Genomic DNA, 13,020 nt, shown 5'->3' on the forward strand with positions numbered 1-13,020 from the left:
AATTTTCCTGTTAGCGCATGAGGTATACCCATCCTTGTTTGGCTTCGGTTCCGTCACCCAGTTCGAGTACGTAGTAGTACGTTCCGGCAGGAAGCATCTTATCCTGGTTCACCGGTGAGTTTTGGTTGGCCATACCGTCCCAATTGTTCTGGTAATTGCGCATTTTGTAGACGAGTACGCCGTATCGGTTGAAAACCTGTAGCACGCTGTTCGGGTAATTTTCGATACAGTCTATACGGAAGGTTTCATTTTGTCCGTCGCCATTCGGGGTGAATTCGTTGAATACGACAAGGCAGATAGGTTCAACCCAGGCTTCAGCCCCGTTGTTCAGCACATTGGAATCGTCCGGTACGGAATCATCTATGGTCACGGAATTCATATAATCGCCTGTTCCATTCACGATCACCGTAATGGTCAGCGTTGCAGAAGTATTGCCCAACAGCGAAGAAATGAGCCATATGCCTGTTCCCGGAACATAAACCCCGGCAGTGGCATCGAAGCGGACCAATGTATAACCTGTCGGAAGCAATTCGTTTATCATGACATCGGTAAAGTGTGTCACACCGCTGTTGTTCACTGTTATCGTAAATGTTACTTCTTCTCCTATACCGGGCGTAAATACATCGACGACTTTGGTTATGGTCAGATCGGAACAAACGGAAAGCGTCACATCAAGCGAGGCAGATGCCGTGTTGCCGCAAGTCGCATCGGTATACAAAACGGCGACGCTAGCTGTACCCGCAACGTTCCATTCAACGGTTACGGTATTGTCTGATACGGATCCGCCGGCAGTTATGGTTCCGCCAATGATTGTCCAGATGTAATTGATCATCCCCGGCGCAGTAGTGTATGTCACTGATTCAGAAACACAGGATTGGGCTGAACCGCCAGTGATTTCTGCCGTTGCCGAACCTGAAACCGTAACTGTTATTTCAAGCCTTACGCTGCTTTCGCATCCATTTTCGACCAATGCAACATAATAGGTTCCACTTAGTAGAGCTGCTGTCGCGGATACTGGTGTTCCGCCTGTAGCAGTCGTGTAGAAAACCACATCGGTTTCCGCTACGTCCAGATCGGCGACTGTCGGATTGTTTGCCTGACAGAAGTTCTGTGACGCACTTGAAGTCGTAGGCGTTGCCGGATTTCCGATTGAAACGGCAATTTCAAGACGAATAGTACTTTCACAAGTTCCTTCTACAAACGCTACATAATAAGTTCCTGCCGATAAAGCTGCCGTAGGTTCCAAAGCAGTTCCTCCGGTTGGCGATGTGTAAAAGACAACGCTGGTCTCATTTACCTGAAGATCGGCTACGGTCGGATTGTCGGACAGACAGAAATCCTGTGACGCATCGTTCGTCGTCGGTGTTGCCGGATTGACGATGGTTACGGTAATTTCCAGGCGCACGTTGCTTTCACAATTTCCATCGGAAATAGAGGCGTAGTAGGTACCGCTCGTCAAGATCTCGGTCGGATTGATCATGTTTCCACCCACAGCCGCATCAAAGAAAACAACACCTGATTCGTTGACCTGTATGTCAACGACAGTCGGAGCATCTGAAGCGCAGAATGCCTGACTTACGGAATTGGTTGTTGGTGTTCCGGGATTACCGATCGTAACGCTGATTTCGAGCCGGACGGCGCTTGCGCAGATGACATTCTCAAAAGCGACATAATATATTCCGTCAGTCAGAGGTGTATTACTATCAAGTTGATTTCCGCCGGTGGCTGCATCAAAGAAGACCACATTCGTCTCATTTACCTGAAGATAGGCGACAGTCGGATTGTCCGTGGCGCAGAAATGTTGCGACGGGCTGTTCGTAGTCGGTGTTCCCGGATCGTCGATTGAAATTGCAATGGCAAGCCTGATGGAACTTTCACAGCCGTTTTCAACATGTGCTACATAATAGGTTCCGGCAACAAGCGGTGTCGATGGATCAATTGCGTTTCCGGCATTTGCTGCATCATAAAAGACAACTGCTGTTTCGTTGACCTGGATATCTGCAACCGTAGGATTATCGCCCTGGCAGAAAATCTGTGTAGTGTTATTCGTCGTAGGAACCGCCGGATCATTCACGGTCACAGTGATTGCCAAACGAACGTCACTTGCGCAAAGTCCATTCGTAAAGCCGGCATAATAGATACCTGAAATCAACGGTTCGGTTGTGTCGAACGCATTTCCTCCGACAGCGGCATCATAAAAAGTGACATCGGCCTCATTGACTTGTATGTTGGCAACCGTCGGTGTATCGATAAGGCAGAAATCCTGGGAATCGTCAGTCGTGGTTGGTGTTCCAACCGCAGTAACATTGACGGTAATAGCCAAACGGATGCTGCTTTCGCAACCTGTTTGGGGATCTACCTGGGTAACATAGTATGTTCCTGAAACCAAAACCGTGTCGGTCGGTAAAGGCTGTCCGCCGGTCTCGACATCGTATATGTTTATGTTAGATTCGTTCACATCAAGGTCGGCAACGGTCGCATTATCTGCAGCACAGAAATTCTGGACCACTTTATCTGTCGTTGGCGTCGCAGGATCCTGGATGTCGATGGTTATGGCAAGACGCATCGAACTCTCGCATCCGTTTTCCACATTTACGGCATAATACATTCCTGCTGTGAGTGGAGTAGCCGGATCAATTATAGTTCCACCGGTTTCGGCATCATAGAATACAACAGTCGTTTCATTTACTTGGATGTCCGCTACGGTAGGATTATCTGACAGACAGAAAATCTGGGTTGCATTATCCGTAGTAGGCGTTGCGGGATCATTCACATTCACCGTGATTTCCAGACGGATGTCGCTTTCGCATATCCCATCGATCAATGCGGCATAATAGATACCCGAAACCAACGGAGCAGTCGGATCATAAGAATTCCCGCCACTTGCCGCATCGTAAAAAACAACGCCGGTTTCGTTGACCTGGATATTGGCTACCGTAGGAGCATTGGCGAGACAGAAATCCTGGTTGTCATCTGAAGTTGTCGGAGTTGGCACAGTAGTGACATTGACGTCGATGACAAGCCGTACGCTGCTTTCACAACCGGTTGCTGATTCAACCTGGGTTACATAGTACGTTCCTGATGCCAATGGTGTTTCCGCGGCAAGTGCTTGTCCGCCATCAGGCATATCGTAAATAGTCACGTTCGACTCATTGATGTCGAGATCTGCAACCGTAGGATTGTTCCCTGCGCAGAATTCCTGTGCTGTATTCGAAGTCGTTGGAGTTGCCGGATTGCTTATCGTGACGGTAATGGCCAGACGCGAAGTACTTTGGCAGATTCCGTCGATAATGGCGGCATAATATGTTCCTGCTGTAAGTGGGCTTGCAGATGCGTAAGCTGTTCCACCGACAGGGAGGTTGTAGAAAACGACTCCGGTTTCATTGACCTGTATATCGGCTACGGTCGGATTGTCGACGGCGCAGAAATTTTGTGAAGCGGCTTCTGTCGTAGGCGTTGCCGGATTACCGATAGTTACCGTAATGGCCAATCGTGTCGTGCTTTGGCAAATACCATTCGATAATGAGGCGTAATAGGTAGTTCCATTGACGAGTGGTGTAGAAGCAGACAGCAATGTTCCTCCGGTTGAAGCGGTGTAAAACAACACTCCGGATTCGTTCACCTGAATATCGGCTACAGTCGGATTGTTTCCGGAACAGAAATTCTGGGTCGTGCTATTCGTGGTTGGAGTTGGCAGGCTTCCTACCGTTACGACTACATCTGCGAGGTTCCCGGCCTGGTTGATACAGGTCGAAGCGCTTGTCACGGCTACATAGAACGTATACGGGCTTGACGTATCTGACAGACCGGTTATGGTCAGCGAACTTCCGTCGGCGGCAATATCGAATGTTGCTGTCCCGACGACTTGTCCATCCGCAATCGATTGAGAAAGATTGTTTGAAAAATAGTAGGTAAATTGGGCAGAAGCCAATGAGCTTGTAGGTGTAATGACGACGGTTCCGTTAAGGCATATTCCCACATCGGCTACCGAAATGTCAGCAGCTGAGGAAGGCGGCAAAATGGTGAACGTGATTTGGGTTCTGTCGTCTGCAGCAGTCTGGCAGTATTCATTCGAACTGATGCCGACAAAATACGTATATGTTCCCGGTGCCAGTCCAGTAAGCGGCAAGGAACTTCCGGTTTGGTTCGCAATCTGCGTAAGCGTAGTTCCGTTGGATGCATACCAGTAGAATACCGGATTGGTTATGGTAAGTGTGGAATTTAGCGTCGCAAGCAGCGTCACATTTCCATTCGGCGCACAAATAGAAGTCTGCGCACTTCCGTTGATACTTATGGACTGTATGGCATTTTCCGGAGCGGTTTCGGTAACATTTACCGTCACTTTTCCGCGGCTAAGGAACGAACACCCGAATCGTATCGGCTGGATCCAAAAAGTATGAGGCCCCGCAGCCAATGTAGCCGGAATAGCAAATGAATTCCCAGTAGCCACTACATTTCCCCCGGTTTCGCTATCGTACCAAATGAATGACGTACATGGTACAGATGCGGCTTCAAGTGAAATGGTCTGGCCCTGGCATGCCGTGATGTTGTTATTTACATCGGCATTGAGAACATGCGTATTGGCCAATCGTTCCACATCGTGTACATTGAGAAATTCAAGTACACCGGCTACACCACCGAACCGGATTCTGAGACGATCAAATGTAGCATTTGGCGTAAAGGTCACGAGTGCCGATTGTCCGCCGTTGAGCAATTCCACAGAAAGGATCGCAGATGATATCGCGGTTCCGGAAACAGCGTTGTTTAACATGGGTTGGATTGTCAGCCCGGCTAAAACTCCTGCGCTCAACACAGTTCCCGGTTTTGACAACCGCATACGGACCTGGTCGCCCTGGATGGATGGCGTATTGAACACTACGGTCAGTTCAGCGGCAGCAAGTACGCCAAGACCACTATACATGGTAGCAGCAGTCGTAGTGCTGTTATCGATGGCCTGGAACGGATCGTTGACGCCGACGGTAGAGGTCAATGCACCGACTCCGAGGTCTACAGCACCATAAAGAACGTCTCTCACATCGTCTCCACAAGCTACTTGTGTCGCGGCTGTGTAGTAATATGCATCAAAGACCTTTGCATTCTGGGCCACGCTGACGGTTGAGCCGATTACGATTCGTACGCCGTCATAAGCCTGTGGACCCGAAGTGTTTGAAGGAACAAAAGTATACTCAAACGTGTTTTGTCCCGGAAGCAGATCGACGAGCGAGCCAGATACGGCCTGTAGTGTTCCTATGGTTTGTGGTACTCCCGATGCATTCCGCTTGGTTCCGATCACCGAAAATCCGCCAATAAGCGTCAACCCGCTGTATTGTGACCCCAGTTTAATAGTGACCGGAGTCCCGGCAGCAATGGTTTCTTCCCATTGGAGCGTTTGCCAGGTTGTTCCCACGCCGAGCAATCCGACGCCTGTTGTAATTGTGGAATAGGTCTGCAGATTGGCATCGACTGCACTCGGGGCATTCGAAACGCCTCCCGTAAGAATCGAACTCCAGCTTTGCATAGTGGCAAAATCAGGTTGTGTGAGTGGCGGGCAACTGGCCGGATCAAGTACGGTGACTGTTATTGCGGCACTTGAAGAACATCCGGCATTGGTTGCAACCGCGGTAAATGAATAGACACCGGTGGCTGTAAATACTGGGGTTGTATTTGACGCTAACGCAATACCTGACGCATTATACCAAACAATTGTTCCGGCAGATGTGGTGGCGTTAAGCGTGACACTGTTCCCAACCGTAGTGACCAAAGCATTCGATGACAAAGTAATCTGCGGTTGTTGGTTTACTGTTACGATCACAGGAGTCAGGGTAGAAGCACAGGTTCCGTTAGGGCCTTGAGCCTGTATGGAATAGTTTCCGCTGGTTGTGATAGATGCTGCGGCTTCGGCAGTAATTGCGGTTCCCGACCCATTATAGAAAGTGTAGGTGTTATTCGGATCGAAATTCAGGATCGCATCAGCAAGATTTACCGAATTACAACCCTGTAAATTTGAATTGACACTGACTACGAGCTGCTGGGAATAATTGACGACAACTTCTTTCAAAGTCCCGGCTGTATTCGTGCAAAGCCCTTCAACCTGAAGCGCCACGAAGTAATGATATGGGGAATTGGCAGATGTGAGTCCGCTTATCGAAAGCGTTCCGGTCGTTGTATTCTTAACATAAGTAACTCCCGGATTTCCGGAATAGCCAGTCGTGATTTCCTGAGTCATATCCTGGCTTGTGAAATATTTTATCGACGAATTCAGCAAACTGGTGGTAGGCGATATGGTGATATTTCCCTGACAGGCAGATAATGGACTCGAGACGGAAATATCTGCAGCAGTCGGAACGGTAACCACGTGGACGCGAACCCTGATGCGGCTTGACAACTCTGTGCATCCAGTGCGGATAGCCGCCACGTAATAAGAAGTATCAGAGTTCAACGCCGGTGTAACAAAAGGTTGTCCCGATTGTGTCGTGGCTAACGGCGAACCGCTTTGAGCAGTGGAAAACCATTGTAATTCATAGCCGGAACTTGTCATTGCAATGAGTGAAGCAGTGCTTCCGGAACATATTTTTGGGTCAAGTGTAAAAGCATCTATTATGACCGGCGGACGAGGTACGCGGCTTATGTCGAACAAATCGAGGCTTTGATTCAAACCGATATTCACTAATCCATTATATCGCACCGTAATTTTGTTGGCGGGTGAAACGGTTTGGAACGGTATGGTTACAATCTGATTTCCTTGTAAAAGGGTAAGAAGTTCGGCGTTCAGTAAAGAGCTTAAAGTAATTGTTTGCACGGTATTCGGTCCGTTTTGCGCAACAAGCTGAATGCTGTTAGCTACTCCGACTTCGAGCAAGGAAGGATCAAGCCGCATGCGGATGTTGAACTGGTCGTTGGCATTTGAAGGGCCATCGAAATAAGCCGTTTGTTCTATTGATGCCGCAACGCCAAGGATGCCGAGGCTTAACTGAGAATAACTGTTAAGATTAGTGTCGATGGCATTTTGAGCATTGGTTACACCAGCGCCGCTGAGGTTGAGCAAATCGAGCGTAATTCCACTTCCGTCATAAGAAGTGTAGGATGGCCTGCCGCAATTGTCTGCCGAAGATATATAGAAGGCATCATATACATCCAAGTTACGCACATTGAAAAGCCCCAGTAAACTCCCTATGCGATTGGTAAACCGAACGCGGTTGTATGCCTGTGCTGGCGTGATGGCAATGTAATAATCACCTGTAGGATCAGTAACGATGCGAAGCCGGTTCGTGGAAAACTCTCCAATATCCTGGCTGTCACCCTGGAGTACAACGGTCGAGTTATTCTTGGCCTGGATCGTAAATTCCTGATTTCCGATAAGGACCGCGCCGGCTACATTTGCGAGTAAACCGCCAAGACTTCCTCCTAACAATGACGGAAGGAGTTCGTCATCTGTCTGTATCTTGATATAAGATGTGGTGTTGGCAGGTACTGTTGCAGGATACTGAAGCTCCAGATGGCCGGAATACGCTCCAATACCTAAAGCAAGACCGGAACTGGCACGAACCCTTGCGCGGGTAGTTAAATTAGCATCTGTAGCATTGGAGGCGTTATCGGTATTACTTTGAGATGAAATACTTTGTGCATAAACTCTAACCGATTGAGAATGTATTTCCTGCGAAAAATAAAGCAGTAAAATGGCCAAAAAAACATACTTAAATCCGTACATTTTTTTAAATGTAAAATTTAGTTTCATAAGCATAAGTGTTAGTTAAACAAGAATTGGGGGATCAACTGAGGATAAGCTTTTACATAATTTCCATGTTTTTTTATAATATTTAAGTAATCTTTATAGTTGCTATATGTGTAAAATCTTATATTTGTATGGATTTGATGATTTTTACCACGAAAAATCCTTGTATCCCATATTTCAAAAACAACCTTTAGTTCGCATATTGTGAATTAATGTGAAAAAACGACATTCTGATAATCAAGGCCTTATATGACCAGCCGCTATATTGAATTGTTCAGCCCCAGACGAAACAATTGATACGGCGAATTTTGTAGGAATTCATAACCATATTTTTATTTTGCCAAATAAAGATAATGATATTTTGCGAATATGCAAGAAAATAATTCACAAAATGCGAATAACGTCATAAAAAGACTTAAATCGCTGCTGAAAGTTAAGACTGATATTGAGCTTTCCGAACTACTCAATATCAAGCCCAATACCATATCTACATGGAAAAAGCGCAATAGCCTGGATTATGAGACAATCATATCTATTTGCGAGTTGTACGAACTCGATCTGAATGCACTTTTCCTTGATAAAAAGCCTGTTACCTGTGCCACTTCCCAGACTCCGCTTATTAGCCGTGAAGTACAGTTCCAATATGCATCGGGCGCAGACAGGGAAAACCTTATGGAAATCGTTCCTAAATTCAGCTTTCCTTTCCTGACATCTCACAATACCCTTGCATTCCAAGTGGTCAGTAGCAATATGTATCCGGTACTGGTTGAGAATTCTTTCGTGCTTTGCGAAGAATCGTCACTCGAATCCATAAAAGATGGACAAATAGCCCTTGTGGTTACAAACAATAAAGGCATATTCCTGAACAGGCTCGAAAAATCTTCTTTTTCAGAAGGACACTATTCATTGAGAAGTGAAAATGATTTTTTTACAGATATAACTCTTCTTGACCAGGAAATCAAAGAGTGTTGGGTGGTTCGCGGCGTAGTGTCTTACGACCTGAATATCGACAGCAGGTTTCAATACGTATACGATAGCTTCAAGAAGATAGATAAGTTTTTTAAGGATAAAAAATCACCTATCTGATTTTGCTTTCTTTAAAATTAAATTTTAAACTATGGAATAGACTTTTCTTTTACATGTCTCTCGTCCATGATATAAATACTGTTACTTTTTTTGAAAAAGACAATATGTTAAAGGTTGATAAACAACCTTTTATTTTACAACTAAAAATCAATATCCTATTTTTCCAGAAATTGTTTGGAAAACCAAAATGCCTTACTATATTTGCATCCGCATTCTGAAAGGGATGCAGACCAATTGGAGAAATGGCAGAGTGGTCGATTGCGGCAGTCTTGAAAACTGTTGACTGTAACAGGTCCGGGGGTTCGAATCCCTCTTTCTCCGCTGAATAGCTTCTAAAGCACACCGAAACCCTTTAAATCGTATGATTTAGAGGGTTTTTTGTTTGGTTTGAATTCAAATAATACCAACTGAATTCAATTTTCGAGGTCTCTCATTCGGTGTTTGTGGAAATGAAGTCTCAACAGACACCGAATCGTCTGGAAATCCATGAGAAATCAGGTAGTTCAGAAAATGAAGATTTTACACTTCTTGTATATCTGAACTTACGTTAATTACTTTTTGGCAAGCCAGATTTCAACCGCTCTTGAAAAGTCGGCTACATCGATAGGATGCCTGCTTGTAATGATGTTTCCATCTGTCACAACTGATGCTTCTGTAACAATGCCACCAGCATTTCTGAGATCTGACTGAATGTTCCAATATCCTGTTAATTTCCGGCTTTTCAGGATATCGGCAGAGGCCAGTACTACGGGAGCGTGACAGATAGCTGCAATTAGTTTTCCTGACTTGTTGAAATCCTGGATGAATTTAATGACGTCTTCGTCGGCACGTAAATTATCCGGATTCCACGCACCGCCAGGAATAAATACCGCGTCATAATCATCGACCTTTATCTGATCAGCTGTTTTGTCAAATTTGATCCACCCGACTGGCTGGAGATACTGAATTGCCATGATATGTGTTTTTGACATTTCAGGATACACCAAACCATATCTTTCCGGAGCCGGATTGAATTTTGGGGCAACGATTTCTACTTCGGCACCTAATTCCCTGAAATACCAAACGGGGCCCGTGAGTTCAATTTCTTCAAATCCATCCGCAACGATGACGGCAATCTTTTTACCTTTTAGCGCCGTTTTGTTTTTTACAGGTGTAAAGAAGAAGTCCCGTAATCCTTCATTTCCAGGCGCATTCAATAGTTGGGTGACCGGCATATTTACAACTGCCGACCGCGTTGACAATTTATTTGCGATCTCTAATTCATAGACATAATTTGCATTCATTTCTTTTGTTTTTACAACGGTTTGACCTATCACATTTACGACGGCAAGTAAGCTTAACATACCTGCGATGACGAAGTTTTTACTTGTTTTCATTTTTTACTTTTTAATAATTATTTTTTACTCGCGTATCAGCGGAGCGAATTCAATAAGGGAGTGAAGCTCATCCTGAAATGGTTGTTTCTTTATACTCGTATTCAGGTAATCAATTACCGGTTGAATCGGAAGGAAGTTCAGATGATATTGGAATGCATCCTTGCTTCGGAATTTTTCAAAGGTGACGAATTGTGTTTTGTCTTCTTCGAATTGGGATAATTGGTAGGTCACTACTCCCGGCTCACTTCTGAATTCGGGCATCGCAGCATGATATATCTCTATAAAATTTGCTTCAGTTCCGGATTTTGCATCGACAAAGAGCATGACCGTAAGTTGACTGTCTTCTTTTCTTGAAGCCGTTCGCCATTGCTCTTTGGTAATTGGCTCCAAATCGTTTACTGCAATAGTTTTTTCAGGCTTTGTTAACGCCGTTTTCGCTAATGCATTTAAAGCTTTAGGAGTAGCTGTTTTCCGGAATGCATCAAATTCCTTTTTGCTATCCCACCGTTCGAACAACCAAATTACCGATTGGTTTTCCTGCTCAACATAAGCCTCGGACATAATATTATGTTCGTACGAAAGAGCGTTTAGGACATAATTGCCAAGAATTTTTTTGTACTGTTCCTGATATTCCGATTTTACGTCGAAGCGAGTTATACTAGCGACTGGTGAATTTTGTGCGCGGATAAATGGACTGCATAATAGAAATACTGAAGCCAAAATGAACAAAACAATCACAGGATTTTTCGTTTGTGTTTTCATGATTGGCACAGGGTTATTTTCCAATCTGAAGTAGCAAATCGGACACTGTTTCAGGTTGTGATAAAAACGGGGAATGGCTTGTATTGACCTCAAAAACAGTTGTAATCCTGGCATTGGCAATCATCTGGCTCTGAAGCCGTGGCGAAATAACTACATCCTGAAGTGTTTTGATGTAGGCTTTTTGTACACTGCCAAAATTTTTCTCAGTCACGATAATTTTATCGCCGAATGGGATAGCAGGTTCCGCACGATAATTATCGATGATTTTTTGTTTAACCGATGCATTTCCATCTGCTATGAACAGATTGGTCAACTGATCTGCTTTTACATCGAGTGTCAACCTATCTGCGGATTCTACGAGAGACGGACCTAATTTTGAATCCGGATCAGACATCGCTAAATCACCAATGGATTGCCCTGATGCAGGCAAGAAAGCGCCAATGTAAACCAGTTTGGTGATTCTCGATGGTATGCTTTCAGCCACAGCGGTTACGACTGCTCCAGCCATGCTGTGCCCAACGAGGATGACTTTTCCATCTACATTTGAAATGGCTTCAATGACTTTATCCCTATAAGCGTTTATGCTTAGGATGTGTACGGGTGTTGCATCAGTTCCGTGAGCCGGAAGCTCGACAACAATAACATGATTTCCCTTTTTTTCCAAATTGGTACGAACCGTATCCCAAACATAAGGAGACTGCCAGGCGCCATGTACCAAAACATAGGTTTGGGGTTTTGAATTTGTGCTCTCATCAGTAGAGTTAAATCCGAATGCTGTAAATGCGAATACCGCAGTCAGCAGCGAAGAAATTGTTTTTTTCATTTTATTGAGTTTTAATTTACTGCCTACTTTTTTGTACGGTGTTCGGCTATTCCGTTTTTATTATTTCTATAATTGGTGATTTCAGCCTTCCAGATGACCGGGCGCAGGGATGTCAAATCCGTTCAGCATCATTGCAATCAGGGAATATCCGCCTATAAGAAAATAGAGTTCGGCCACGCCTTCCTGCCCAAAAAGTTCAATGGCATAGCTGTAGGTTGAATCGGGGATAACACGTCCCGTAATCAATGCATAAGCTATATCATGTACAATGATTTCCTGAACATTTAATGTAGCCGGGTGTCCACTGCTTGCCAGTGTTGCAATTGTGCCTTGTGGAATGCCGAATACTTTTGCCATAATCTCGTGGGCATACAATTCGAAACGGGCTCCGTAAAAGCCACCAACTGTCAGGATGGCGATTTCACGTAAAGATTTTGGAAGTGTCGCGTGAATATCGAGTGTCCTTATAAAACTTAATGCAGGTATGCCAAATCGAGGGTAATGTAGCATTGGAATGAAAGGGCCTAACAATGCGCCGTCGGCATTCATCATATTCACCTGGCTTTGACTGTTACCAATAAGATTCGCAATCTCATCGTGTACGTATCGTACTTCGGCACTTAATGTTTCGGGTGATAAAGGTTGAAGTCTCATGATGCCTTTCAATTGGTTTTAAAATCTCCCGTGAATTCTCCGTCAATCAGTATGAAAGCCATGCGGCAAATTTTACCTGAACGGTTAGCCCAGGCGTGGTTGGTGCCGTTTTGGACAACAACATCACCTGCCTGAATGGTTGTTTCCCCTTTGTCAAGTACTAATGTTATTTCTCCTTCGAGCACAATTCCGTAATCGACAGTTTTGGTTTTGTGCATTAATGGATGCGGTGCTTCTTCATTTGATGTCGACGCTTTTTCATCTCCCATTGATTTGAACTTAGCGGCAGCGTCTGCAGAAGTAAGGTTGCGGATTTCATCTCCTTCAGGAGGAAATTCGATTATCCGCATGCGTGTTCCATTGGCAGGTGGGGGCAGGACTAAAGCTTTCTCGTCTGTGTCATCTGGTTGGGTATGGATTAAGGCAGGTGTTTCCAGTGTGTGCCATACTTCGAAGAACGTTGGGCCGCCCTGTCCGCCTATAAGTTGCGAAAGTACGGGCGGTGCATCTGAAATGATAATTGCCATGCCATCAGTATTGTGCCCTGTTACAATGCGTCTGAATGTTTTTTGTTTGTCCATGATTTC

At 45.1% G+C, this 13,020-nt stretch carries 7 protein-coding genes and 1 tRNA gene; 2 read left to right on the plus strand and 6 right to left on the minus strand.

Annotated elements, in window-relative coordinates; genetic code table 11:
• Window positions 1-10: 10 nt before the first annotated feature.
• Window positions 11-7,735 carry an Ig-like domain-containing protein gene (locus G6047_RS05040; protein ID WP_169526391.1) on the minus strand — a complete coding sequence of 2,575 codons (7,725 nt, stop codon included), beginning with the start codon at window positions 7,733-7,735 and terminating at the stop codon, window positions 11-13.
• Between the two features lie 366 nt (window positions 7,736-8,101).
• Between G6047_RS05040 and G6047_RS05045 the strand changes: the two genes are divergently transcribed.
• Together G6047_RS05045 and G6047_RS05050 are read left to right on the plus strand one after the other, a co-directional pair.
• Window positions 8,102-8,818 carry a LexA family transcriptional regulator gene (locus G6047_RS05045; protein ID WP_169526392.1) on the plus strand — a complete coding sequence of 239 codons (717 nt, stop codon included), beginning with the start codon at window positions 8,102-8,104 and terminating at the stop codon, window positions 8,816-8,818.
• A gap of 236 nt (window positions 8,819-9,054) precedes the next feature.
• Window positions 9,055-9,139, plus strand: a tRNA-Ser gene (locus tag G6047_RS05050).
• A 230-nt stretch (window positions 9,140-9,369) separates the two neighbouring features.
• On the opposite strand, the gene G6047_RS05055 is transcribed toward G6047_RS05050, so the two are convergent.
• The 5 genes from G6047_RS05055 to G6047_RS05075 all read right to left on the minus strand — a co-directional run bounded on the left by G6047_RS05055 (window position 9,370) and on the right by G6047_RS05075 (window position 13,014).
• A complete protein-coding gene (locus tag G6047_RS05055) occupies window positions 9,370-10,194 on the minus strand; it encodes a DJ-1/PfpI/YhbO family deglycase/protease (RefSeq protein WP_169526393.1) in 825 nt (274 codons plus the stop codon).
• Window positions 10,195-10,218: 24 nt separating this feature from the next.
• Window positions 10,219-10,980: a putative quinol monooxygenase gene (locus G6047_RS05060; protein ID WP_169526394.1), complete on the minus strand. Its 762-nt coding sequence runs from the start codon at window positions 10,978-10,980 to the stop codon at window positions 10,219-10,221.
• On the minus strand, window positions 10,970-11,779 hold the full coding sequence (locus tag G6047_RS05065) for an alpha/beta fold hydrolase (protein ID WP_169526395.1): 810 nt from the start codon (window positions 11,777-11,779) through the stop codon (window positions 10,970-10,972). Before G6047_RS05065 ends, G6047_RS05060 begins: the two co-directional genes overlap by 11 nt.
• 81 nt (window positions 11,780-11,860) lie before the next feature.
• The gene (locus G6047_RS05070) at window positions 11,861-12,433 is read right to left on the minus strand and encodes a carboxymuconolactone decarboxylase family protein (RefSeq protein ID WP_169526396.1); all 573 of its coding nucleotides are present in this window, start codon (window positions 12,431-12,433) and stop codon (window positions 11,861-11,863) included.
• An 8-nt stretch (window positions 12,434-12,441) separates the two neighbouring features.
• On the minus strand, window positions 12,442-13,014 hold the full coding sequence (locus G6047_RS05075; RefSeq protein WP_169526397.1) for a cupin domain-containing protein: 573 nt from the start codon (window positions 13,012-13,014) through the stop codon (window positions 12,442-12,444).
• Window positions 13,015-13,020: the final 6 nt, after the last annotated feature.

The organism is Flavobacterium silvaticum, assembly GCF_012911565.1.
Taxonomy (GTDB): Bacteria; Bacteroidota; Bacteroidia; order Flavobacteriales; family Flavobacteriaceae; genus Flavobacterium; species Flavobacterium silvaticum.

Coding starts and splice junctions, on each gene's coding strand:
- G6047_RS05065 (WP_169526395.1), bottom strand. CDS start 11,779: ATGAAAAAAACAATTTCTTCGCTGCTGACTGCGGTATTCGCATTTACA.
- G6047_RS05040 (WP_169526391.1), bottom strand. CDS start 7,735: ATGAAACTAAATTTTACATTTAAAAAAATGTACGGATTTAAGTATGTT.
- G6047_RS05055 (WP_169526393.1), bottom strand. CDS start 10,194: ATGAAAACAAGTAAAAACTTCGTCATCGCAGGTATGTTAAGCTTACTT.
- G6047_RS05075 (WP_169526397.1), bottom strand. CDS start 13,014: ATGGACAAACAAAAAACATTCAGACGCATTGTAACAGGGCACAATACT.
- G6047_RS05070 (WP_169526396.1), bottom strand. CDS start 12,433: ATGAGACTTCAACCTTTATCACCCGAAACATTAAGTGCCGAAGTACGA.
- G6047_RS05045 (WP_169526392.1), top strand. CDS start 8,102: ATGCAAGAAAATAATTCACAAAATGCGAATAACGTCATAAAAAGACTT.